19 protein-coding genes and 1 pseudogene are annotated in these 21309 nt (G+C 64.3%); 10 read left to right on the forward strand and 10 right to left on the reverse strand.

Annotation, left to right across the window (positions count from 1 at the left end; translation table 11 throughout):
• Complete coding sequence (carB, locus tag R2834_13650; protein MEZ4701376.1) at window positions 1–2835, forward strand: carbamoyl-phosphate synthase large subunit; 2835 nt, start codon at window positions 1–3, stop codon at window positions 2833–2835.
• A 76-nt stretch (window positions 2836–2911) separates the two neighbouring features.
• Here the strand turns inward: carB and R2834_13655 are convergent, their stop codons facing one another.
• The 7 genes from R2834_13655 to mtaB form a co-directional block, all read right to left on the reverse strand.
• The gene (locus R2834_13655; protein MEZ4701377.1) at window positions 2912–3145 is read right to left on the reverse strand and encodes a hypothetical protein; all 234 of its coding nucleotides are present in this window, start codon (window positions 3143–3145) and stop codon (window positions 2912–2914) included.
• 186 nt (window positions 3146–3331) lie between these two features.
• A complete protein-coding gene (locus tag R2834_13660) occupies window positions 3332–3619 on the reverse strand; it encodes a hypothetical protein (protein ID MEZ4701378.1) in 288 nt (95 codons plus the stop codon).
• A 230-nt stretch (window positions 3620–3849) separates the two neighbouring features.
• Window positions 3850–6726, reverse strand: coding sequence for a carboxypeptidase regulatory-like domain-containing protein (locus R2834_13665; protein ID MEZ4701379.1), 2877 nt, complete (start codon window positions 6724–6726; stop codon window positions 3850–3852).
• Between the two features lie 12 nt (window positions 6727–6738).
• Window positions 6739–7998 (reverse strand): serpin family protein, encoded by a 1260-nt coding sequence (locus tag R2834_13670; protein MEZ4701380.1) that lies wholly within the window; start codon window positions 7996–7998, stop codon window positions 6739–6741.
• 28 nt (window positions 7999–8026) lie between these two features.
• Window positions 8027–9001 (reverse strand): FecR domain-containing protein, encoded by a 975-nt coding sequence (locus R2834_13675; protein ID MEZ4701381.1) that lies wholly within the window; start codon window positions 8999–9001, stop codon window positions 8027–8029.
• A complete protein-coding gene (locus R2834_13680) occupies window positions 8988–9590 on the reverse strand; it encodes a sigma-70 family RNA polymerase sigma factor (protein MEZ4701382.1) in 603 nt (200 codons plus the stop codon). Before R2834_13680 ends, R2834_13675 begins: the two co-directional genes overlap by 14 nt.
• Before the next feature lie 108 nt (window positions 9591–9698).
• Window positions 9699–11021, reverse strand: coding sequence for a tRNA (N(6)-L-threonylcarbamoyladenosine(37)-C(2))-methylthiotransferase MtaB (mtaB, locus tag R2834_13685; GenBank protein ID MEZ4701383.1), 1323 nt, complete (start codon window positions 11019–11021; stop codon window positions 9699–9701).
• 101 nt (window positions 11022–11122) lie between these two features.
• Here mtaB and R2834_13690 point away from each other — a divergent pair, with 101 nt between their 5' ends.
• From R2834_13690 to R2834_13705, 4 genes are read left to right on the forward strand one after another with little or no spacing between them, the layout of a single operon-like run.
• On the forward strand, window positions 11123–11830 hold the full coding sequence (locus R2834_13690; GenBank protein MEZ4701384.1) for a phosphatidylserine decarboxylase family protein: 708 nt from the start codon (window positions 11123–11125) through the stop codon (window positions 11828–11830).
• Window positions 11831–11872: 42 nt separating this feature from the next.
• The gene (gene pssA, locus R2834_13695; GenBank protein ID MEZ4701385.1) at window positions 11873–12706 is read left to right on the forward strand and encodes a CDP-diacylglycerol--serine O-phosphatidyltransferase; all 834 of its coding nucleotides are present in this window, start codon (window positions 11873–11875) and stop codon (window positions 12704–12706) included.
• 5 nt (window positions 12707–12711) lie between these two features.
• Window positions 12712–12966 (forward strand): phosphoribosylformylglycinamidine synthase subunit PurS, encoded by a 255-nt coding sequence (gene purS / locus R2834_13700; GenBank protein ID MEZ4701386.1) that lies wholly within the window; start codon window positions 12712–12714, stop codon window positions 12964–12966.
• Window positions 12967–13008: 42 nt separating this feature from the next.
• Window positions 13009–13308: an ATP-dependent Clp protease adaptor ClpS gene (locus R2834_13705; protein MEZ4701387.1), complete on the forward strand. Its 300-nt coding sequence runs from the start codon at window positions 13009–13011 to the stop codon at window positions 13306–13308.
• A gap of 26 nt (window positions 13309–13334) precedes the next feature.
• On the opposite strand, the gene R2834_13710 is transcribed toward R2834_13705, so the two are convergent.
• Entirely contained in the window at window positions 13335–14168 is an 834-nt protein-coding gene (locus R2834_13710; GenBank protein ID MEZ4701388.1) for a ParA family protein, read from the reverse strand.
• 101 nt (window positions 14169–14269) lie between these two features.
• On the reverse strand, window positions 14270–15700 hold the full coding sequence (dnaA, locus tag R2834_13715) for a chromosomal replication initiator protein DnaA (protein ID MEZ4701389.1): 1431 nt from the start codon (window positions 15698–15700) through the stop codon (window positions 14270–14272).
• A 317-nt stretch (window positions 15701–16017) separates the two neighbouring features.
• Between dnaA and dinB the strand changes: the two genes are divergently transcribed.
• From dinB to R2834_13730, 3 genes are all read left to right on the forward strand, one after another.
• Complete coding sequence (gene dinB / locus R2834_13720; protein MEZ4701390.1) at window positions 16018–17079, forward strand: DNA polymerase IV; 1062 nt, start codon at window positions 16018–16020, stop codon at window positions 17077–17079.
• A 35-nt stretch (window positions 17080–17114) separates the two neighbouring features.
• Entirely contained in the window at window positions 17115–18197 is a 1083-nt protein-coding gene (locus R2834_13725) for a mechanosensitive ion channel family protein (GenBank protein MEZ4701391.1), read from the forward strand.
• A 104-nt stretch (window positions 18198–18301) separates the two neighbouring features.
• Window positions 18302–18910, forward strand: coding sequence for a YigZ family protein (locus tag R2834_13730; protein MEZ4701392.1), 609 nt, complete (start codon window positions 18302–18304; stop codon window positions 18908–18910).
• A gap of 32 nt (window positions 18911–18942) precedes the next feature.
• Here the strand turns inward: R2834_13730 and rnhA are convergent, their stop codons facing one another.
• Window positions 18943–19377 carry a ribonuclease HI gene (gene rnhA / locus R2834_13735; protein ID MEZ4701393.1) on the reverse strand — a complete coding sequence of 145 codons (435 nt, stop codon included), beginning with the start codon at window positions 19375–19377 and terminating at the stop codon, window positions 18943–18945.
• Window positions 19378–19473: 96 nt separating this feature from the next.
• On the opposite strand from rnhA, the gene obgE reads away from it, so the two are divergent.
• Both obgE and dprA read left to right on the forward strand, forming a co-directional pair.
• Window positions 19474–20478, forward strand: coding sequence for a GTPase ObgE (obgE, locus tag R2834_13740; GenBank protein MEZ4701394.1), 1005 nt, complete (start codon window positions 19474–19476; stop codon window positions 20476–20478).
• 22 nt (window positions 20479–20500) lie between these two features.
• Window positions 20501–21300: pseudogene (gene dprA, locus R2834_13745) on the forward strand (DNA-processing protein DprA).
• Window positions 21301–21309: the final 9 nt, after the last annotated feature.

Genomic DNA, 21309 nt, shown 5'->3' on the forward strand with positions numbered 1-21309 from the left:
ATGCCTAAAAGAACGGACATAAAAACCATCCTCCTCATCGGCTCGGGCCCGATCGTCATCGGGCAGGCCTGTGAATTCGATTACTCCGGCACCCAGGCCTGCCGCGCCCTCCGCGCCGAAGGATACCGGGTCGTGCTGATCAATTCGAATCCGGCCACGATCATGACCGACCCGATGACGGCCGACGCCGTGTATCTGCGCGACCTCACGCCGGCTTCCATCAAGGCCATCGTCGAAATCGAAAAACCGGATGCGGTGCTGCCGACGATGGGCGGCCAGACCGGGCTGAACCTCGCCCAGCGGCTTCACGAAGAAGGCTACTGGGAGAAGATGGGGATCGATGTGATCGGCGTCGACATCGACGCGATCGAGATCACGGAGGATCGCCAGAAATTCCGCGACCTGATGGAGCGCATCGGTATCGACCAGGCGCGCAGCCGCGTAGCCAAAAGCCTGCTCGAAGCCAAGGAAATCACGCAGGAGCTGGGCGGCTTGCCCGTCGTCATCAGGCCGTCGTTCACGCTCGGCGGCACGGGCGGCGGCATCGTCTGGTCGATGGACGAATTCGACCGCAAGGTGACGCGCGGCCTCGAAATGTCGCCGGTGCACGAGGTGCTCATGGAAGAGTGCCTCTTCGGCTGGAAAGAGTTCGAGCTGGAGCTGCTGCGCGACGCCAACGACAACGTCATCATCGTCTGCTCGATTGAAAACATCGACCCGATGGGCGTGCACACCGGCGACTCGGTCACCGTGGCGCCGGCGCAGACGCTGAGCGACAAACAATTCCAGTACATGCGTGATTCGGCCATCCGCATGATGCGCTCGATCGGGACGTTCGCCGGCGGCTGCAACGTCCAGTTTGCCGTTCAGCCCGAAACGGGCCGGATGGTGGCCATCGAAATCAACCCGCGCGTATCCCGCTCCTCGGCGCTCGCGTCGAAGGCGACCGGGTACCCCATCGCCAAGGTGGCCTCGCGCCTCGCCGTCGGGTATACGCTGGACGAGTTGCCGAACGATGTGACGGGCACGACCAGTGCGTGTTTCGAGCCGTCGATCGACTATGTCGTCACGAAAATCCCGCGCTTCAACTTCGACAAGTTCGAGGGCGTCGACGAAGAACTGACCACCCAGATGAAGGCGGTGGGCGAAGTGATGGCCATCGGCCGCACCTTCCCCGAAAGCCTCCAGAAAGCCTGGCAAAGCCTGGAGATCGGGTACGCCGGCCTCGGCGGCGACCGCGACGACACCACGCGCGCCGATGTGCGCGAGCGCCTCCAGCGGCCTTACTGGGACAGCACGCTCCAGATCCGGAACGCGTTTAAGCTGGGCGCGTCGGTCGAGGAAGTGTCCGACATCACGAGCATCAACCGCTGGTTCCTCTGCCAGATCGAGGACATCGTCCGCATCGAGGATGAGATCAGCGAACGCATGCTGGACGAGATCGACCAGCCGTTCATGCGGCGCGTGAAGCAGTATGGCTTCTCGGACGTCCAGATCGCCTTTCTGGTCAAGGACGACGTCACGGCGGATCAGGTCCGCGTCCATCGCAAGAGCCTCGGCGTGATCCCGACCTACCAGCTCGTCGACACCTGCGCCGGCGAATTTCCCGCCCAGACGCCGTATTACTACTCCAGCTTCGAATCCGCGAACGAGAGCATCGCGACGGATCGCAGGAAGGTCATCATCCTGGGCAGCGGTCCGAACCGGATCGGGCAGGGGATCGAGTTCGATTACTCGTGCGTCCACGGCGTGCTCGGCGCGCGCGAAATGGGCTATGAGGCGATCATGATCAACTGCAACCCGGAGACGGTGTCCACCGACTTCGACATCGCGGACAAGCTGTATTTCGAGCCGGTATTCTGGGAGCGCGTCCACAACATCATCGAGCACGAGCAGGAAGGCCTGGCCGGCGTGATCGTCCAGTTCGGCGGCCAGACGGCCCTCAAGCTGGCGTCGGACCTCGTGCGCAACGACATCCCGATTCTGGGCACGTCCTTCGAGCGGATGGACGACGCGGAGGATCGCGGCAAGTTTTCCGAGATCCTCAAGGAGCTTGAAATCCCCTACCCGCGGTTCGGCACGGCGCGCAACATCGCCCAGGCCATCGAGGTCGCCGAACGCATCGGATACCCGATCCTGGTCCGCCCGAGCTACGTGCTCGGCGGTCAGGGCATGCGCATCGCGATCAACAAGAAGGAGGTGGAGCAGTATGTCGGCCAGATTCTGAAGTTGATGCCCGACAATCAGATCCTGCTCGATGTGTTTCTGGAGAACGGCGTGGAGATCGACGCCGACGCCGTGCGGGATGGCGACGAGGTGTGGATCTCGGGGATCATGCAGCACATCGAGCCGGCCGGCGTGCACTCCGGCGACTCTACGGCCGTGCTGCCGCCCTTCAGCCTGTCCGAGGAAACGATCGCGACCATCCGGCGCTACGTCACCGAGATCGCGAACCGCCTGAACGTGATCGGTCTGATCAACGTGCAGCTGGTCGTGAAGGATGGCGTAGTGTACGTGATCGAAGCGAATCCGCGCGCATCCCGCACCGTGCCCTTCGTGGCGAAGGCGACCGGGATTCCGATCACCAACATCGCGACGCGTGTGATTCTGGGCGAGAAGCTGGCGGATTTCCGCGCGAAAGGCCTGCTCGATTCGAAGCTCAAGGGCTTCGCCATCAAGGAGCCGGTGTTTTCGTGGGATAAATTCCCGGATGTGCCGAAGGAGCTGGGGCCTGAGATGAAGAGCACGGGCGAGGCGATTGCCTTCGTCGATGCGCTGACGGACGAGCACTTCCAGCGTCCGTACGAGATGCGCAATCTCTATCTGTCCCGCTAAGACAGGAAGGTTCAAGGTTTAGCGGACAGGGGCGCCGATGCGGTCCTGCACGCTGAACCTTGAACCTTCAGCCTGTTCAGGCCCAGAACCAGCCGTGGTCGATGGCCGTTTTGGGCAGTCGGCTCCACCGGCCGGCCTGGCGCGTCAGAAACGTGTCGACGCAGCCGGCGTGCAGATGATAGGTGTTGAGGTCGTCGAGGCCGGCTCCTTCGTCCTGAAGAAGCGTCAGGTCCTCGAAGTGGATCGGTTTGCTGCAGCAATCACACTGGATCGTGGGGGGCGCGGTGTGTTTTGCAGGTAAGGTAACCATGGTCTTTCTCGGTTTTGCATCCACGTCGTACAGGCGGCGCTGGAGGGTGAGACGTTGACCGGAAACTGAACAAAACAGTACGGAAACGCTTCGACGAAGGCCGACGCATTCCTGCGATGCTTCCAGGAGAGAATCACGGGCACCGGGGCTGCAGGCCGGTGCCGGTATCAGGGCGCTGCGAAGCGATCAGCTCACTGTCGCCGTTGGCGCATCGAGCGAATCCAGCAGCGGCACCGTACCCTGCAGCCGGCTCATGATCGTTTCCAGGCGGGCCTGGAGATGGAGCAGGTTGCGGTCGATGTCCGTGCCCGAGCGCTTCGGGGCGGCGTCCTGGCGATGCTTTAACACCGTGCGCGTGCGGTCGGCAATGAACCCGATGTGCTCGCACAGGTTGAGCAGCTCTTCCGTATGGGTATCGGGGGAGCTATCCGAGAACTGAAGTGGATGCGTGGTGTTTTCTGTGGTGATGATCATAGGGCAGGGAGGTCGTATGTGAACACACCCGAAAGGAGGCCGGCGGCATGACGTCCGGCACATTCAGGCATGAATGGGGGGAAGGATGCCTGGAGCAAACGGATGTTTTTAAGATCCGTTTCGGCACTGGGTTTTAATTGTCCAAAAAATACAATTGAAAGCCTTACTAAGTAAAGATAATGTTATTAAGGCTTTAAAATATATTGGACTGATCAGCAGTCGGGAGGGAACTACCAGATCCAACGAACGGCGATCGAGAGATTGCGGGGATAGAGGTAGCGGGCCTCTTTCTCGAAGTGATCTGTATCGAAAACGAAACGCCAGTCTACTTCGTTCCTACGATTTGCAATGTTAAGTAATTCTAATCTGGCTTGCAGTCGATGGCGGCCCAGGGTCTGGATGTACGCCGCGCTGAGATCGATCTGCTGGTAGGGTTTCAGGATGTGCCGGTCGGGGGCGCCGAGGTCGTACGGGGGATACCGGTTTAACGTGCGCGACTGGCCAAAATAATCATAATAAGCCTGGCGGAAGGCCCAGCTGCGCCCCCATTCGGCGTTCCACCGGATGGAAAGAATCAGCGGCCGGATGGCGGACGTCGCGAGGGAAGCCGCTACGCGATGCGGCACGACCCAGGGCAGCGTGGTTTTGCGGTCGTCAAAAAGTTGCGGACTGTGCCGGCGCGCATACGTGTAATCATACACGATGCGGGAGCGCCAGTGGTCGTTCGCATAAGAAAGGCCGGCGGACCCGCCGGCATGGACGGCCTTGCCCTCCGCGAGAAACGGCTGCTGGTCGGCCACATTCCGAAAAGCGGACGCGTTCGTCTCGATGTCGCCGATCTGGTCGATGTAGAGGTAGTTCAGCGAGACGCTCTGCGGGAGCCATTTGTAGTACCCGTCGAGCGTGACCGACCAGCCGTTGCGGGCATCCAGCCTGAGCGATTGAGCGAGATGATAGGCCTTGGGGGGCTGCACGGATTGGTCGACCGGAAGCCATACCCGCATCGAGGGAAGCACCGTGCCGGCGTTGAAGGTGCTGACGTCGTATTGCGAGAGGTACTGGCGGTAGAGCCCCGCCGCGCTGCGCCACGCCAGGGCGCCTCCCCCGGCGAGGGGCCAGTCGAAACGAAGCGACACCCGGGGTTCGGCAAAGGCGGTTTCGTGCGCGGGGAGGTAGGAGAGCCGGATGCCGGCGTCGAGCACGCCGTGGTCGCCCAGGTCCATGCGATCGGACAGGAAGGCGGCGTGCGTCCAGGCGCTCGTCGTGGAGGCCACGCGGTTCTTGAGGAGCTGGTCGGTGGGCACGGACGACACAAAATCCAGCGCGCTATCGGCCTGGGCGGACAGCAGGAGGCGCATCTGGCCCTCGTCGTACACCGCGCTGAGGCCGGCCGTCACGAAGTGCCGATCGAACGCGTGTTCGATGCGCGCCTCGAGCCCGGTCTCGAGGATGCGCGAAAGGTCGGCTTCGTTGTGGGTGGGCAGGATGAAATCGGAGGCCCCGGGCGGCGGTATGCCGGCATCGATGACCGGGATGAGTGTCTCCAGGCTGTCCAGCAGGGTGTAGTCGTGGCGCATCTCGTGGTGGCTGAACCGCGCCTGGAGCGACAGAAAGGTGTGGGCGGATAACACGGCGCTGTAGGTCGCCTGGCCGGCGTTCGTGACCGCATCGTACTGATCGACCACCGCGAGGGCGACGGATTCGGCGAAATTTTCGGGCTGGAACGGCGTGGAGTCTTCCTGAACGCGGGCGCTCAGGCGGGAGGGCAGCGCGCCGCCATACTTCATGTGACCGCTGTAGAACGAAACGTGCAGCGCATTGAGCGGACTCGTCCAGATGCGCGTCGCGGCGTGGACGTCGCGAAACGACCAGGTCGGGTTGGGGTCCTGCTCGATGGCCAGGACATCTTCGAAGATCGAGGAGGCGCCCGGGGGGATGGTGCGGAGCGGAGCCAGAATGAGGAAGGCGTCCGGCTGGGCCCAGCTGTTGAGCGTCTCGCGCAGCCAGTACGGCCGGGAGGCCATGTCGATGCTGTTGCGGAAGGCGCCCATGAAGCTGGCCTTCCGCCGGCTGCGGGCCGGCGTGGCCAGGCTCAGGCGCACGTTGAGCGCGAGGGGGTCCAGCTGCGCATCGAAGGTGTTTTCGGTTTCCAGGGTGTGGGTGACCTCGGTGACGCCGGCCAGGTGGCTTCCGGTGGCGGCATCGAAACCGCTCTTGTGGACGACGATCCGGTCGATGGCGATCGAGCTGAAGGGACCCAGGATGCCGGGCAGCGCGCGCGGCAGAAAGATCGGCACGTTGTCCAGCTTGAGTTGATGGTCGCCGGCCTCGCCGCCCTGGATGTGGATGTCCGCCGTCACATCGTTCATCCGCACCCCCGGGAGGGACGCGAGCTGCATGCCGAAGGGCGCTCCGGCCTCGGTGTGGGCGAGGGAGAGCGTGTCGCCGGCGTAGATTTCGGTGCGCAGAAGCCGCTCGGAAGGCAGCGACCGCTGGATGCCGTCTACGATGACCGGCGAAAAGAGCACCGGTTCGGACGCCATCTCGATGCGGGCGTACCCGCCGGCGCCCGGGTGCACGGTGAGCGTATCCTGCCAGTCCTCATACCCGACGTACGACGACATCACGACATACCGACCGGGCAGCAGCGGTGGAAGGATGAACTGCCCGTCGTCGCGCGAGATGGCGCCGATGCGGCCTTCGGCGCTGGCGAGGTACACGTGCGCATCCGCCAGCGGCCGGCCGCTGCGGCGGTCGATCACCATACCCTGCAGCGTTCCGCGTTGCGCCTGGCGCTCGATGGGCGGGACGACGACATACGTGCCGGAAGAGAGGCGGATGTAATCGAGGTCGGCCGCCCGTAGAATGCACGCCAGCACGGCCTCCGCTCCGGCCTGTTCGATGGCGCAGTAGGTCTCGCGGGCATCCACCAGCCTCGGATCGAACGAGACGGCCTGGCCGGTCAGACGTGAGAAATAGGCGAGCGCTTCATCGAGCGGGATCTGGCGCAGGGACACGGAAAATCCACCCTGGCCGCTCTGGGCGTGGGCCGGCAGGACGAGGAACGCAAACGCGAGGGCGGCAGCCAGGTGAAATCGAATGCGCACGCTCAGGCCATCTTACAGAGAATTCAGGGTGCCGATGAACAGGATGGCGCCCGAATGGGCCTCCCGGATCGCGTAGACGAACGGGCGATCGGCCCGAAAGAAGATCTCCTGGCCATCGTTGGGGCCTACGCTGGTCGTCCCGACTTCGACGGCGGTCACCGCGGCGGCTTCGGTGCCCTCTTCGTTGACTTCAACGAACGACTTGTGCAGTACGCGGCTGATAAACAATTCGCGGCCGCGGTCTTTCTCGATGCCGGAGAAATCGGCCACGCCCCCCTCAAACGCGCGTTCCATGCCGAGCGCCTTCAGGGCGTCGTTGAGCGCCTGCTGATACGCGACGCGAAAGCGGGGGAGCACGACATTGACCTCGGCCGGCGCGAAGCCGTCCACGAGCGCGGACCAGGCATCCGCGTCCAGGCCGGCGATCAGCTCGGGCAGCGAGGCGGTGGAAGCCGGCAGCACCACGGTCATGCGATATTGCCCGTTGCCGTACGGGAGGTCGATGGCGTCGAAGGCGTCGCGCGACTGGTACGGCACCTCGGCTTTCATCCGCATGAGCGGCGCGATCGCCTGCGTCCCGTCCCGGTTTGTAAAGGGTTCGTTCAGCGTGGCCTCTTCCTTGAACTGATAGGTCCACGTCCCCTTGAAATAGATCGCGTTGATCAGGTACATGACCGCCTCGGGTGGGATCGCATCGATGATCTCGTCGATCCGGTCGTTGGTCTTGTCCGCCACCCAGTTGTTGATCGTTTGCACGGACTGAGGGGAGGCAAAATCCAGCGCCTTGACCGTCGCGTCGTAATAGGTCCGGTTTGTTTCGATGAACGCCGCTTCGGGCCGGAACGTCGCTTCGTGCCAGATGGAGTTGGCGATCGAGGTCTGCACGAGGGGATCCAGACCCGTCAGAAAGGCGGTGAGGGATTGCGATGCCTGGTTCAGTTCCGGCAGGGTCATGGAGCCGGTGCCCAGCACGGCGACCATTTCGTCCAGCGTTTCCCCGGCGGCTCCGTTCGCGGTCATCCCGAGCGCCTGCGCGACACTCACGGGTGAAATAAACAGATTGTCCTGCGGCGCATCCGCGGAAAGGGTATGGTAGAGGTCGAGCCCGAACGCGTTGCCGGCGGTCACCAGCGATCGTTCGTTCGCGGTGAGGGCGCGGAGGTCGGGGCTGTCGTCTTCCACCGTGTCGCACGCCGGCATCAGCACCGCGAGGGCGCCTGCGAGGGCGACGACGGGAAGTCGACGGATGAGGGAATGCAACGTTGATTTCATGGCAGGAGTGGGGATGGGCCCGTTGCTATCAGGGGCGGTAGATTTCGTAGCCGTTGGCTGTGCGCCGGTAGGCCAGGTTGACGGAGGCGCAGATATCGGTCAGCACCGATTCGAGGGAGGGCGCGGCCGGCTGCATGTAGCCGATGCTCACGTCGTCCAGGTACGGGGTGATGCGTATATGACGGCCATAACGCCGCCCAAGTTCGTCGGCGGCCAGCCGGAGCGGCAACCCCTGAAAGGCGAGGCCGCCGTGACGCCAGGCCAGCGTGACATCGAGCGCGGTCGATGCCGGCGGGCGGGGCGGGGTGGTGTCCGCGACGACCACGGTCTCCTGGGAGGCCGTGAGTTCGACGCCGGCGCTGGATGCGCGCAGGGCATCGACGCGCACGCGCCCTTCCTCTACTGCGACGCGCGTTTCAGGGGCGGCAAGCCCGGGCCGGGTCGACACGTTGAAGCGCGTTCCCAGCACCTGCACGCGGGCGTTGTGCGTCTGGACGATAAAGGGCGATCCGTCCGATACGACCTGGAAAAACGCCTCGCCGTCGAGGGTGACGAGCCGCGCGGTTCGGGCGAAAAAGGGTCGGTACCGCAGGGTGGACCCGCTGTTGAGTTCGACGGTCGAGCCATCGGGCAGGGTGGCGGTGAGCCGTTCGCCGGGCACGGCCTCGACGGTGCGCGGCGTCGTCCACCAGAGGGCGCCGAAGAGCAGCAGGATCAGCAGCGATGCCGCCATCGCCAGCAGCGGGTAGCTGATGGTGGGGCGAACCAGGCGGAGCCCCGGCGCCGGCAGCGCCTCGATGCGCGCCATGACGGCATCGGTAAAACCGGTGGAGAACGTCGTCTGGCCGGCATCGCGGATGGCGTATCGCATACGGGTATAGGTTTCGTGCTCGGTGCGCGCCGCCGGCGAGTCCTGGAGCAGGGTCGCGAGCCGGGCCTGTTCTTCGGGCGTCAGCTCTTCGTCGAGCGAACGCAGGAGTAATGCGTGGTCAAGCTCGTTCATCGTCGTGGAGGTAAGGGTTGAGCAACTCGCGTAGCCGGGACTGCGCCCGGGAAAGCCGGGAGAGCACCGTGCCCAGCGGGACGTCGAGGACGTCGGCCGTTTCCCGGGTTGAAAAGCCCTCGATGAGCCGCAGTACGATCACGGAGCGAAACGCCGGCGGCAGCTGTTCGATGGCGCCCTGGATAAAACGTCGTTTTTCAATCGCGAGGACGGTGCGGTCGGTCTGATCCGTTGCCGACAGGCTCGCCAGTTCGTCGGGCTCGGCCGGAGCCAGCCGCTGCCGGGCGCGTTGCCGGCGTTTCAGCGCATTCAGCGACAAGTTGACCGCGATCCGATGCAGGTAGGTGGCGATCGATGCGTCGCCGCGAAACGAAGCGATCGACCGGTAAAACCGGATAAACGTCTCCTGGCCGATGTCTTCGGCCTCGTCGCCGGGGCCGATCATGCCGATCACCACCGAGGCCACGCGATCCTTGTAGCGATCGACGATGTCTCGAAACGCCTCGCGCTCGCCGGCGCGGATCCGTTCGATCAGCGCCGCCTCATCGGCATACGCCGGCGTCTCTGGCGTGGATTGGGGTTCAGGCAACGGGTTTACCAAGGCAGGGGCCATGACGGCCGTATCGCTGTGCGTTCAACACCTGGAATGTGCTGCTTGGACATCCTCGGGCAGGGGTTTATTCCCGCATCCCGATCCTCAAAGCAAGGAAATAAACGCCGGGTCGCCGGCGACGACGTGGCCGTTTTCGCCGATGGCGCTGAGGAGGACGTCTTCGATGCGGTCGTCGCGGCCGGATGTGTGCGGCGCCTCGACGCGGATGTAGTTGTCGGTGAAGCCGTGCACGAGCCCTCCGTGCCGGGCGTGCTCCCAGAGCACCGGGCGCCGCTGGCCGAGGTGCTCGCGGTAGAAGGCCTGCCGTTTCTTCTCGGAAAGAAGCCGGAGGCGGCGGTTGCGGCGCGTCCGGGTGGGTACGGGCACGGGCGTCTCGCCGATCCGTTCGAGCCGGTCGACCGCGACGGTGTTGGGGCGTTCGGAATAGGTGAAGACGTGCAGATAGGAAACGGGGAGGTCGGTGAGGTACTGGGCCGTCGTTTCGAAATGCGCGTCGGTTTCCGCCGGGAAGCCGACGATCACGTCGGCCCCGATGCCGGCATGCGGCATGGCGGCCTTGATGCGTTCGACGCGTTCGGTATAGACCGAGCGCCGGTACCGCCGGCGCATCCTGCCCAGCACCTCGTCGTCTCCGCTCTGGAGCGGCAGGTGGAAGTGCGGCTGAAACGCGCGCGACGCGGCGACGAAGTCGATGATCGCGTCGGTCAGGAGGTTGGGTTCGATCGACGAGATGCGGTACCGCGCGATGCCGTCGACCGCGTCGAGCCGGCGGAGCAGGTCGAGCAGGTCCTCGCCGCTATCCGCCCCGAAGAGGCCGATGTTGACGCCGCTCAGCACGATCTCCCGAAACCCGCGGCCGGCGATGGCGTGGGCCTGTTCCACGGTGGCTTCGATGGATTGCGAGCGGCTGCGGCCACGGGCCAGGGGGATGGTGCAGAATGCGCAGGCATAATCGCATCCGTCCTGGATCTTGAGGAAGGCGCGCGTCCGCTCGCCGGCATTATAGGCGGGGCCGAATACCTCGATGTCGTCGATGCAGGAGACGTGGATCTGGCTCGTTTCGCCCTTCTCGAAGGAGGAGAGCACGTCGAACAACCGGAATTTTTCGCCGGCGCCCAGGACGGCGTCGACGCCGGGGATGGCGGCGATCGTATCGGGCTGGAGCTGGGCATAACAGCCGGTGACGATGACGAACGTCTCCGGGTTGGCGCGGAGGGCGCGGCGGATTACCTGCCGGCACTTGCGGTCGGCCTCATCCGTGACGGTGCAGGTATTGACGACGGTCACATCCGCCGGCTCTCCGAAGGCCACGGGGGCGAAACCGCGTTCGGCGAAGGCGTCCTGCAACGCGCCCGTTTCGGCGAAATTGAGCTTGCATCCGAGCGTGTAGAAGGTTACGCGCGCCATGGCGTCTCCGTCTTCTTAATCAATAATCGATGCAGCGGAAACGATGAATCCGTATCTTGCCCTGATCGCATTGCGTCGTATCACTACCCGTTTTACAAGCCTTGATAGCAAAAGAAGGATACTTCATCGTAGCCATGGCCGCCCTCCTGGCCCTCGTGTGCTGGGCGATCGGGTTACAAATGGAATCCAAACTCCGTTTGTTCCTTTTTGCGTTCGGCGCCCTCGCGCTGGCGTTCACCCTCTATTTCTTTCGGGACCCGCAGCGTACGCCCCCCCGGCATCCCGACGCCGACCGGATGATCCTGGCGCCGGCGGACGGGAAGGTCGTCGAGATCGTAGAAGAAACGGATTCCCTGTATCTGAACGGTCCGGTCCGGCGGCTCTCGATTTTTCTTTCGCCCCTCAACGTGCATGTCAACCGCGCGCCGGTGAGCGGGGTGGTGGAGTTCGATCGGTATGTGTCGGGCGACTATCTGGTGGCGTGGCATCCGAAGGCGAGCGAACTCAACGAACGCTCGCAGCTGGGTGTGCGCCACGCCAGCGGGGCGCGCGTGCTGTTCAAGCAGATCGCCGGCGCGGTCGCGCGGCGCATCGTGTATCACATCCGGGTGGGGGATACGGTGACGGCCGGCGAACGCTTCGGGATCGTCAAGTTCGGATCCCGGATGGATGTGATCGTCGCGCCCGAAGTGCAGTTTGATGTCGAGATCGGGCAGATGGTCCGGGCCGGCGAAACCATCATCGGGTTTCTGCCGCCCGCCGAGCCGGCTACCGTTGGCGGCGCCGAACGCGCCGCGGAGCGCGACTGAGCCATGCCCCGCCCGGAAGAACGTCCACCCAAGCCCGCGCGCATGGCCAAGCAGCGACGGTTTCGCGAGCGGCTGTCCGCCTACCGGGCCAGCAAGGGCCCGCGGCCTCGCCGGCAGATCCCGCGCGTCGCCGTGCCGTCGTTCTTCACGCTGATGAACCTGCTGTGCGGGTTCGGCGCCATCATCCAGATCCACGAGGGCCGGTTTGATCTGGCCGGGTGGCTGATCGTCTTCGCCGGCTTTTTTGACGCGCTGGATGGCATGATGGCGCGCCTCACGAACGCGACGAGCATCTTTGGCATCGAATTGGACTCGCTGAGCGACATCGTGTCGTTCGGCGTCGCGCCGGCTTTTCTGGTCTATGTGTTCGGTCTCGAGCGGTTTGGACTGCTCGGCCTGATCGTTTCGGCGCTGCCGGCGTTGTGCGGGGCCGTGCGCCTCGCGCGGTTTAACATCAGCGTGGATACCGAGGGCGACAAGCCGGAGTATTTCAGCGGTCTTCCGATCCCGATTCAGGCCGCGGCCATCGTTGCGCTGATCCTGAACATCGAGAATGCCCGCTGGCTGGATCAGTTCAGTTTCAGCTCGATCTCGCTGCTCATCCCGTTTGTCGCCGCGCTGGCCGGCCTGATGGTGTCGACGATTCCCTTCGACGCGCTGCCCAAGCCGACGCTGCGCTACATCCGGAATCACCCGTACAAGTTCGGCGCCTGCGCGCTGGGCCTGCTGCTTACGATCTTCCTGCAGCAGGTCGGCCTCCTGATTTCCATCATGGTGTACCTGCTGGCCGGCCTTACCAACGCGGCGATGCGTGTGGTGCGGGCCATCATGAACACGCCCACCGAAGCCTCCTTCAACAACGAAGAGTATCCCTGAACATCATGTATAAGGCGACTGTCAACATCACGCTGCGTCCATCCATTCTGGACCCCCAGGGCAAGGCCACGCAACGCGCGCTGCACGACCTCGGAGAGGCGAAGGTCGAAAACGTGCGCATCGGCAAGTTCATCGAGTTGTGGATCGATGCGGCGTCCGAAAAGGAGGCCGAAGACATCGCCACGCGGTCGTGCAAGCAACTGCTGGCCAATGCCGTCATGGAAGATTTTCACCTCAGCGTCGAAGCCCTGCCGGCTTGACCCGATCACCAGCAAGCGATCTCGATGTATTCTGAGCTGCTAATGGAACAGCCCCGAGCCGACGTGGCGCCGGACGAGGAGGTGCTGCTCGAAGAGGAAGTCGAGGAGCGTTTCGACACGCCCTGGCGCGTCATCCTGTACAACGACGACATCCACACGTTCGACGAGGTGATCACACAGCTGGTGAAGGCGACGGGGTGCACGACCAGCCAGGCCGAGGCCCATGCCTGGACGGTACACACCCAGGGCAAGGCGGCCGTTTTCGAAGGGACGTTCGAGGAATGCTTCCGTGTCCAGGGCGTGCTGCGCGAAATCCAGCTGGTGACCGAAATCGAGGGCTGAGCCGGTCGGAAGGATTCTCGCGGGCGTCACGCGCTGCGGCGCAGCGGATTGTTTTCCTGCATGACGTGCACGTGCGGATCCTCCGGCGTGCCGGCGTCGGGTTTTTGGCCGGTGAGGATGGGGAGGAGCGTATCGGTGAGCCGGGCGTAGTCCTGGGCGCCGCGTGAATTCAGGTCGAGGTCGAACACGGTGGCGCCGCCCTTGTAGGAGTTGGCGAGGGAGGAGCAGGTGCGGATCTCCACGTCGAGCACCTGGTCGGGGTAGCGCTTGATGAGGTAGTCGCGGTATTTCTCGTGCACGCGCCGGCGGGCGTCGACCTGCGTCAGCACGAAGTAGGGGAGGTGGAGATCCGGGTTGAGCTTGTCGCGCACGACGCGGATCGTTTCCGCCGTCTGCTCGGCGCCCATCACCGGCTGATACTCCGGCGTGACCGGGATGAGGGTGTAGTTCGAGGCGACAAGGGCGTTGAGGCTGTAGACGGTGATCGCGGCGGCCGTGTCGAAGATGACGAGTTCGTAGTCGTTCGTCCGCGCCATGGCTTCCTTGATGAAGAACACATCCGTCGCCTTGTTCAGGTGGCGCATCTTGCTCGTCATCATGGTGGAGCTGGGCAGTACATCGATCGAGCCCACCCGCGTGAGCTGGATGTCCCGCAGGTTGGCCCCGGGTTCGAACAGTTCCAGGCACGAGCCGGCGCTGGGGCGCTGTTGCAGGCCCAGCATACTCGTGAGAAACCCCTGGGGGTCGAGGTCGATCAACAAGGTGCGGTAGCCGGTCAAACCGAGGGCGGCGGCCAGGTTGACGGCCGTCGTGGTTTTTCCGGTGCCTCCCTTGTGGCTGCAGATCGTAAGAATGTGCATACTGCTTTCGTTAATGGGGTCGCGACCCGTGCGCACACGCTATGCAGGGGTTCGGCGCGACCGATATGCGCGAACGGCCAGGGCCGGGTTCGCCGCCCGGGTCAGTGTCCGTTCATTTTCAGCAGGCGCTCGATCCGGTCGACGCGTGCGCTGAACTGGGGATCCGTTTCCATGTATCCCTCGATCGTGCGCAGCGCGTGGATGACCGTGCTGTGGTCGCGGCCGGCGAAATACGAGCCGATCGACTTCAGCGACTGGTGCGTGAGCGCCTTGGCGAAGTACATCACCGTTTGCCGGGCGAGGACCACCTCGCGTTTCCGGGACTTGCCGATGATGTGCTCGCGCGGGATGCCGAATTCTTCCGATACGACCTCCATGATCCGCTCCAGCGTGATGCGGCTCATGGGGGTGCCCCGCTCGCCGAGCACCTCGCAAACGAGCCGGGCGTCGATCTCTTCCTGATGCAGCAGGCTGTGCGCCAGGAGCTTCGTCAGGATGCCTTCGAGGTCCCGGATGTTCGTCGACACCGACCGGGCGATGGTCTCGATGACCTCTGCCGGCAGGTCGAGGTTATAGCGGCGCGCCTTCTGGAGCAGGATCGCGGCGCGGGTCTCGAAATCTGGCGCGCTGATGTCGGCCGTGAGGCCCCACTGGAAGCGCGACACGAGACGCGCGTGGATGCCCTGGATGTCGCGCGGCGGACGGTCGGCGCAGAGCACGATCTGGCCGCCCGACTGGTGGAGCACGTTGAACAGGTGAAAGAACTCCTCCTGGGTGCGCTCCTTGCCGCTGAGGAACTGGATGTCGTCGACGACGAGGACATCCAGCGCCCGGTAAAAGTTGGCGAACTCGTGGCTCCGGTTGTTGCGGATCGCCGAAATAAACTGGTTGGTGAAGTTGTCGCTCGATACGTACACCACGCGCAGGTCGGGGTGGACGCGCATCGCCTGATGGCAGATCGCCTGGGCGAGATGCGTCTTCCCCAGCCCCACGTTGCCGTAGATGAACAGCGGGTTGAAGCTCGTCGAACCCGGGCGGTGCGCAATCGCCAGCGCCGCGTTGCGCGCAAGACGGTTGCCGTCGCATTCCACGAACTCATCGAACGTGTAATGCTCATTCAACTGGGGCGGCGCTACATTTTCTTCCACGACGACCGGAAGCGGTTGCGGTTCTTGGACATGTACCGGCATTCCGTCGCCGGAGGGCAGTACTTCGGGAGCGGGGGGCGTACGCTGGGCCTCGGGCAGTTCGGGCGCCTCGTCCTGGGCGCGGTAGGCGCCGATCGTATAGGCCGCCCGCGCATCCGGGCCGAGGATGCCGCGGATGCTGTCTGACAGGAGATCCCGATAATGCTCTTCGATCCAGCGCTGGTGAAAGGCGTTCGGTACTTCCAGATTAAGGATTTGCTTTTCTTGACCGTCGAGAGACAGCGCCCGAATAGGACGGATCCAGGTCTCGTAGCTATAGGCGGGCACTCTACTCGAAATCTGCGCAAGACAATCGGTCCATACGGCTTGTGCCCTTGCGTTCATGCGAGTCGCTTGTTTTGGGAAGTGCGATAAAAAAGGGTATTAAGAGTACGCCTCGAAGCGGTTCACTTGCAAACGCGCCATGGCGCTATTTTCCCACACTTTTTTGTACCAGTTACCCACAGTATTTGGCCCTCAAACGGTAGGTTTTCAACAGGTTATCCACAGGGATTCGGGTTCCTCGCCGGGGCTGTGAAATCCATGCGTAGAAACCCTCGGCGCGCCGGCTCCCTGTGGCGGGAAATGCGCCGATGGGATGCCGCGGGCCGCTTGCGACGCCCGGCGAAACCCTCCCGCGCGCCGGCCGTGTATGTACCCCGATGGATCGCAAGATCATTCATATCGACATGGATGCGTTCTTCGCCTCGGTGGAGCAGCGCGACGATCCGTCGCTTCGGGGAAAGCCGGTGGTAGTGGGCGGCAGTCCGACCGGCCGCGGCGTCGTGGCGGCCGCCAGCTACGAGGCCCGGGTGTACGGCATCCACTCCGCCATGCCGGCGCGCACCGCCCTGCGGCTGTGCCCGGACCTCGTCTTCGTGCGCGGCGATTTCGCCCGCTACCGCGAGGCGTCGACCCACATGCGCCGGATTTTGACCGAATACACTGCCCTGATCGAGCCGCTGAGTCTGGACGAGTGTTATCTGGACGTGTCCGATCTCCCCGAGGGGTACCCTACGGCCACCGCGGTCGCCCGGGAGATCCGGGCCCGGATTCGGGACGAGCTCAACCTGACCGCCTCCGCCGGCGTGGCGCCGCTCAAGTTCGTCGCCAAGATGGCGTCGGATTATAAAAAGCCGGACGGCCTCACCGTGGTGCCGCCCGAAAAACTGCTGGCGTTCCTGCATCCGCTCAAGGTGGCGAAGCTGCCCGGCGTGGGGCCGGCGACGGAATCGTACCTGAACGAAAACGGCATTTTCACCATCGGCGACCTGGCCGCGCTCACGCCGGAGCGCGTGGACGGCATGTTCGGGAAATACGGCCGGCGTCTGTGGGAGCGCAGCAACGGCATCGACGAGGGGCAGGTCCGCACCTACCGCAAGCGCAAGTCGCGCAGCGCGGAGCGCACGTTTGCGCAGGACCTCGTCCACCGCCCGGAGATGCACCGGATGCTCGAATCGCTCGCGGCCCGCGTGTGCCAGGAAATGACGCGCGACGCCCTCCTGGCGCGCACCGTGCGGATCAAGGTGCGTTATCGCGATTTTACAACCTTTACCCGCGCCACCACCCTGTTCGACGCGACCGCCGACGAGGGGCTCGTGAGCCGCGTCGCGATCGCGCTGCTCGACCTCGTCGCGCCGGCCCAGCCCGTACGGCTGCTCGGCGTCGGCCTCGCCAACCTGGTCTATCCGGATACGCCGAGACAGCTTCGCCTCGCGTTCTGACCCGCCATCCCCCTTAACCCATTCCCCATTTCCCGATGTTTGAACGACTGCAAGAACTGCTGGCCGACTATCAACTTTTTGGCGTACCCCTCTACGAAATCGCCCTCATCGCCGGCGCGTGGCTGGTGCTGACGTTCGTGCTGTTTTTCGTGCGCAAACAGGTGGGCGGCCGGCTGGAGCGCCTCGCTGCGCGCACGACGAACCTCGTCGACGACGTCCTTTCCGTGATCGTCAACCAGACGAAGAACTATTTCCTGATCGCGATCGCGCTGCTGGGGGCGATGCTGGCCGGCACGCTCCCGGATGCGACGGAGACGACGCTCCGCCGTATCGTGCTGCTCGTGAGCCTCGTGCAGATGGTGGCCTGGGGCTCCAGCCTGATCACGCTGTGGCTGGATAATTACCGCAAGCGCCGTTTCGAGGAGGACCCCGCCGCCGTGACCACGATGCAGGCGGCCGCCCTGTTCGGACGCCTGGTGCTGGGGCTCATCGCGGTGCTGCTGGCGCTGGATAATTTCGGGGTGGATGTGACGGCGCTGGTGGCCGGCCTGGGCATCGGTGGCATAGCCGTCGCCCTCGCCGTCCAGAACATCCTGGGCGATCTCTTTGCCTCGCTCTCGATCATCCTCGACAAGCCGTTCGTCGTGGGCGATTTTCTGATCGTGGGCGACTATCTCGGGTCGGTGGAGAAGGTGGGATTAAAGACGACCCGCCTCCGCAGCCTCTCCGGCGAGCAGATCATCGTATCCAATAGCGACCTGTTATCCAGCCGCATCCGCAACTTCAAGCGGATGTACGAACGCCGCATCGCGTTTACGATCGGCGTCACCTACGAGACCCCGCGCGAACACATCGCGCAGATCCCGGACATGCTCAAGGAGATCGTGCTCGCGCAGGAAAACGTCCGCTTCGACCGCGCGCACTTCAAGGGGTTCGGCGATTTTTCGCTCGACTTCGAGATCGTCTATTTCGTGCTCGTGCCGGACTTTGCGGTGTACATGGACATCCAGCAGGCGATGAATCTGGAAATCATGCGTCGCTTCGAGGAGCTGGGCATCGAGTTCGCGTATCCGACGCAGATGCTGTACGTGCAGCAGCAGGCCGCCGCGGCGTCATGAAGTATGCAATTTGGGTGTCATCCCGACCGGATCCCCACTTGCGTGGGGACAACGCGGAGGGATGACATCATAATAATGACGCAGGCCTGGATGACACCGGGATAATGACCGACACGTACCGCATCATCGCCGGCCCGACGCGGGCCGAGATCAAGGTAAAGGGCTCGCGCTTTATCGCGGAGGCCTTGCCGGCGTCCACGCCGGCGGAGGCCGAGGTGCAGGTCGCCGCCATCCGAAAGCGTGAGTACGATGCGACGCACCATTGCTGGGCCTACCGCATCGGGGTGGACGGCGCCCAGTTCCGCTCCAGCGACGACGGCGAGCCCTCCGGCACGGCCGGCGCGCCCATCCTCCGGCAGATCGACGCGAAGGAGGTCACGAATACGCTGGTCGTGGTCACCCGCTACTACGGCGGCACCAAGCTGGGGACGGGCGGGCTCATCCGCGCTTACGGCGACGCCGCCGCCGCGGCGATGGCGGACGCGGTGGTCCGCGAGGAGATCGTCCGGGTCACGCTGAAGATCCGGTTTCCCTACGACGAGACATCGCCGGCGATGCGGCTCATCGAGGAGATGGAGGCGTCGATGACCGGATCGACGTATGGCGACGATACGGAGCTCGAGGTGGCGGTCCGCGCCTCGCGGGTTGAGGCCTTCCGGGAGGCGTTCGTGGAGCGGCTGCGGGGGCGGGGGGTGATCCGGTTAGGCTCCTGAGACATCCCTGGCGCCTGAAAATTTTTGTGGCCCTACAGGTTCTTCCGGGCGGCGACGGCCAGTTCGTCGCACCGGTTGTTCAATTCGTCGTCGGCGTGGCCCTTTACCTTGGACCATTCGACCTGGTGCTTCTTCTCCAGCTCCAGCAGCCGCTGCCAGAGGTCCTGGTTCTCGACGGGTTTTTTGCTCGCGGTTTTCCAGCCGTTCTTCTGCCACTTCTGGAGCCAGCCCTCGGTGAAGGCGCGGAGCATGTAGGCGCTGTCGGTGTGGATCGTGACGCGGCAGGGCTCCTTGAGCGCTTCGAGGCCCCCGATGGCTCCCATCAGCTCCATCCGGTTGTTGGTGGTGTGCTTTTCCCCTCCGGAGAGTTCGCGTCGGTGGCCGCCGTGGATCAGGATGGCGGCCCATCCGCCGGGGCCCGGGTTGCCGCTGCAGGCCCCGTCGGTGTAGAGGATGACGTGCTTCAAAAGGACGTTGAACGTTTTCGCGTTTGGACGTTTAACGAGGTCCGGTCCCGAATGCGAACCGGCCCACCATGATACGGAATCGTCCGTATACGAACGATGAAATTTGTCGATTACGTCACCATCTCGGTCCGCAGCGGTAAGGGCGGCGCCGGCGCCGTCTCGTTCCGCCGCGCCAAGTACGAGCCCAACGGGGGTCCGGATGGTGGCGACGGCGGAGCCGGCGGCTCCGTCCTGCTCGAGGGCGACGCCCACCTGTACACCCTGCTCGATCTCCGGTACAACCGGCACCACTTCGCCGATAACGGCCGGCCGGGCTCCGGCGCCATGAAGCAGGGACGCAGCGGCGACGACATCGTCCTGCGCGTCCCCATCGGGACCATCGCGCGCAACGCGGAGACCGACGAGATCATGGCCGAGATCATCGAGCCGGGCCAGCGTATCGTGCTCGCCCAGGGTGGGCGCGGCGGCAAGGGCAATACCTTCTTCAAGTCCTCGACGCATCAGACGCCGCGCTACGCGCAGCCCGGCGAGCCGGGGCAGGAGATGGACGTCGTGATGGAGCTCAAGCTCCTGGCTGATGTGGGGCTCGTGGGGTTTCCAAACGCCGGCAAGAGCACGCTCGTCGCCTCGCTCTCCGCCGCGCGTCCGAAAATCGCCGATTACCCCTTTACGACGCTGGAGCCGGCGCTGGGCGTCGTGCGGGTCGAGGACTACAAGTCGTTCGTCATCGCCGACATCCCGGGCATCATCGAGGGGGCGCACGAAGGGCGAGGCCTCGGCGTCCAGTTTCTGAAGCATATCGAACGCAACGCCATCCTGCTTTTCGTCATCCCTTCCACCGATGACGACCCCGCCGCATCCTACCGCATCCTGCTGGCCGAACTGGAGGCGTTCAACCCGGATCTCCTCCGCAAGCCGCGCATGGTCGCGCTCAGCAAGATCGATCTGCTGCCCGTCGACGATCTCGACGAGTGGATCGCCATGATCCGGGAAGGTTTTCCCGACGACCTGCACATCGTACCGATCAGCGCCGTTGCACAAAAAGGGCTCGACAGGTTACGAATGGACCTCTGGAATCGTCTAGAGAAGAGTAAGGCGTAGTTTCATCCTCACTCTGCTGTCCATGCCCCCCACCACCGATGATGCGCTCGACGAGCAGCGCGCGCTGATTGCGTTGTCGCTGGTGCCCGGCGTGGGGCCGGGGCGAATTCGGGGGCTGGTGAATCATTTCGGATCGGCCATCGATGCCCTGGAGGCGCCGCGCGCCCGGCTCGCGACGCTCGAGGGGATCGGGGATGTGACGGCGGACGCCATCGCCCGGTTCGACGGCTACGATGCGGTCGAGGCCCAGTGGCAACGCGCCGGCCAGGTCGAAGCCCGCCTCGTCACCGAATGGGATGCCGGCTACCCCGAGGCGCTGCGCACGATCTACGATCCCCCCGTATTTCTCTGGATGCGGGGGGAAACGACGCGGGAGGACGAACAGGCCATCGCGATCGTCGGGACACGTAAGCCGTCGGAGTACGGCAAGCGCATGGCGGAGCGGTTCGCCGGCGAACTCGCCGAACAGGGGTACACCATCGTGAGCGGTCTCGCGTACGGCGTCGATACCATCGCGCACGCCGCGGCGTTGCAGGCCGGCGGCCGCAGCGTCGCCGTGCTGGGCTCGGGGCCGACTGGATCTATCCCGCGCGCAACCATGCGCTGGCGCTCCGCATGATCGGGGCCGGCGCGCTGCTTTCCGAATACCCGCTGGGGGCGAAGCCGGACGCGGTGCACTTTCCCCGGCGCAACCGCATCGTGAGCGGGCTGGCGCGCGGCACCCTCGTCGTCGAGGCCTACGAAAAAGGGGGCGCGCTCATCACGGCCGGCCTCGCGCTGGAGCAAAATCGCGAGGTGTTCGCCCTGCCCAGCGCGGTCACCAACACCGCC

Source organism: Rhodothermales bacterium, assembly GCA_041391505.1.
Lineage (GTDB): Bacteria > Bacteroidota > Rhodothermia > Rhodothermales > JAHQVL01 > JAWKNW01.